This is a genomic window from Enterorhabdus sp. P55 (genome assembly GCF_009911695.1).
Taxonomy (GTDB): domain Bacteria; phylum Actinomycetota; class Coriobacteriia; order Coriobacteriales; family Eggerthellaceae; genus Enterorhabdus.
This window is the reverse complement of record NZ_QWKK01000182.1, coordinates 1-2,731: the sequence shown is the minus strand read 5'-3', so window position 1 is coordinate 2,731 and position 2,731 is coordinate 1. Positions and strand designations below refer to the sequence as shown.

Below are 2,731 nucleotides of genomic sequence, written 5' to 3'. Positions count from 1 at the left end.
CGCCAGCACGATGCCGCGCGGCGCCGAGCGCCCGCGCCCCAGCAGGCACGTCGCCTCGACGGCCAGGGGCAGCCCCAGCCCGCACAGCCCGAAGCCGAGCCACCAGGCCGCAGCCTGCGGACCTGTCAGCAACGCATCGGCCGCCAGGGCCGCGCCAGGGTGCGCGCTCGCGGCCGCGAGGCCCGCGAACAGCGCCGCCGCCACGACCTCGGCTGCGATGAGCACGCCGTCCACCCGCATGAGCGCGCGCGTCAGCCGACGCAGGGCCGCGTCGTCGCCGACCCACGGGCAGCAGGCCAGCGTCAGCGCGACGCCGCACGACGCCGACGACAGCGCGAACAGCACCGGCAGCCAGACCGACCGCCACAGCCCCGCGCCCTGCAGCGACTGCAGCAGGAGCCCCGTGTAGACCATGACCACCAGGCCCAACACCACGGCTAGCGCCTCCAGCGCGGTGACCGCTGGCCGGCCAAGGGCCGGCAGGTACAGCAGCCGCACCGCCGCCAAGGGCGCCGCCACCGCGACGAGCGCCGCCAGGGCGAAGGCCCCGACGCTCATCACCGTCGGCTGCGGCATCAGGAACAGCGCCAGCACGCGGTCGATCCGCCCCAGGTCGAAGGCGAGGCACGCCACGCCGGCCACGAGCACGCCAAGCCCCAGGGCAAACCCCAGCGCCACCGCGCGCCGCGCCGGTTCCACCGCCGGGTCGGGCCCGTAAGCCGTCGTCGCCCCGAAGGGCTCGCGCAGCCACAGCAGGTCGACCAGCGAGCACGCCGCCACGCACCCGGCGCCCGCGCCGCCCAGAAACAGGTAGAGCACCGCCAGCTCGCCGAGCATTCCTCCCCCTTCGGCCCCCGTCGCTTCCTCCCCCGCAGTATGCCACAAAGCGCGGAGTAAGTATATGACAGCGTGTCATAGGGTCAGGGCAAAGCGCTGGCGGGCGAAAGCGAGGCACAGGACCGCGGAAACGTCGAGGCGGGGATGGCGTGCCCTCCCCCGGCGACAGTCTGTGCAGAACGCGGGCGCAAAATGGCCAAAATCGACGGCTTGACGACGCCCGGCGAGGCCCCTGGGCCAGAAAGCCGCCTGCCGTTCGGCAAAACCGCAGGTCGCGCTGGGCAGCTAGGACGAAACCGAGCCACAGCGGATACGCGGAGCCCGCTTTCTGTCGTCAGGCCGTCGGTTTTGGCCATTTTGGGACGCGAGAGGCGTCGGCCCGGGCGGGATGGCAAAGCGGAGAGGCAGGGCGGCAACCGGACGCGGAGAGAGGCGCGCAGCCCGGGAAACCGGCGGCGGCCGGATGCGGGGCCGCGCAGCCCGCACCGCGGGAGGCGGAGGGCGGCGATCCACATGGCAGGAAGAAGAGCAGCAGGTCATCGCCATCACACGCCGATGCCAGGGAAACGCGCGGGGCCAGCCAGAACACCTCCGGGTGATCGCGATCGAAGGCGGCGATCACGGCGTAGAGCGCGGCTATGGCCCCGTCCGAGGCCGCGGCCCGTTCGTCATCGCCCAGCTTTCCGGCACCGGGAAGGGTGCCCGCGTGCAGCGCGGCGTAGCCCTCGACGGACCCCGCCGGGCCGGCGGCCGGGTTCGCCTCGGGAAGGGACGCCCCGTCGAACCAGCGATCCTCGATGAGATAGTCGTCCACGCCGTCGCCGTCGCTCGCCTCTGCCAGCAGGTCGTAGAAGTCGCACGCGTAGGCCGGCACGTCGATGCGATCGATGAAGGCCGCGTGCCGCCCGGGCGCGAGCGCGGCCTCGCCCTGCGCAGTGGGCGCGAAGAGCGCCGAGCGCACCTCGGCTGACGTGCGGATGTCGGCGGTGCGGATGTCGTCCAGCCGCAGGGCCGGCCGATCAGCCTCGGGGGCATCCCCGCCGCCGCGACCGACCTCGGCGACCGCCTCGGGCACAGGCCCTCCCACACACTCGTCGCCAGCCGGCGCAGCCAGAGCGACAGCCGGCGCCAGCGACCCTGCGAGCAGCGCAACGCACAGCAAGCTGAGCACGCGCCTCATCAGCAGCCTCATGGAGCCTCTCCTCGCCCTCGCCTCGAACCGAGCATGACCGCCGCCTGCCTCAGGCAGCACGTGAACCCCCGTCACACACCGAGCCCGCATTAGTCATATCGTGCCACTGCACCACGGAAGCAGCCCCCCCTGCGCAGGCGGCCCCTACCTTGAAAGCTCGCGCGCGGGCGCGCCCCGAGAAGCGCGGCACCGACACGCGCCTCGCTGCCCAACACGGTGAAAGCGCGACCTCCGCCGGAAGCCAACCCGACGCTGCGGGGAGAGGGCCTCGCGACGATGGGGCCGTCGGGAAGCCCAGCGGGCGCGGGCGCCGCACGGCGGGGCGGCCGCCACCGGGGCCTCGTAGAACCCCGCGCCCCAGACGGCGCGCGCCCGTGCGCCGACACGCGCCCGCGAGCCGCTCGGAACGCCACGCGCCCGTGCGCCGCCGCGCGCCGATTTCCGCCAAAAATCGAGGTTGTGCGTCGCCTCACACCCCGCTTTCCCTGCGCCAGACCCACACAGCCGACGTTTCTCCTGCAAAAAGCCCCGGCTAACTCCCCTCCGCGACAAAACGGCCCCGAAAAACGGCGCATAACCTCGATTTTTGACAGGAGCCGCCCCCGCTGCGAACGCGCGCGGACGCCTAGCTGTTGTGTGCCAATAGGTTGTTTACGCCGACGATGCGCGACATGGGCGGCAGGCCCCCGCAGGCGCTGTGCG

General features: G+C 72.9%; 2 protein-coding genes. Both read right to left on the bottom strand.

What is annotated here, in order from left to right:
• Positions 1-837, bottom strand: an 837-nt coding sequence (nrfD, locus tag D1643_RS10540) for an NrfD/PsrC family molybdoenzyme membrane anchor subunit (RefSeq protein WP_160710569.1), incomplete at its 3' end; no start/stop codon positions are given.
• A gap of 334 nt (positions 838-1,171) precedes the next feature.
• Positions 1,172-2,029: a hypothetical protein gene (locus tag D1643_RS10535; protein WP_160710568.1), complete on the bottom strand. Its 858-nt coding sequence runs from the start codon at positions 2,027-2,029 to the stop codon at positions 1,172-1,174.
• Positions 2,030-2,731: the final 702 nt, after the last annotated feature.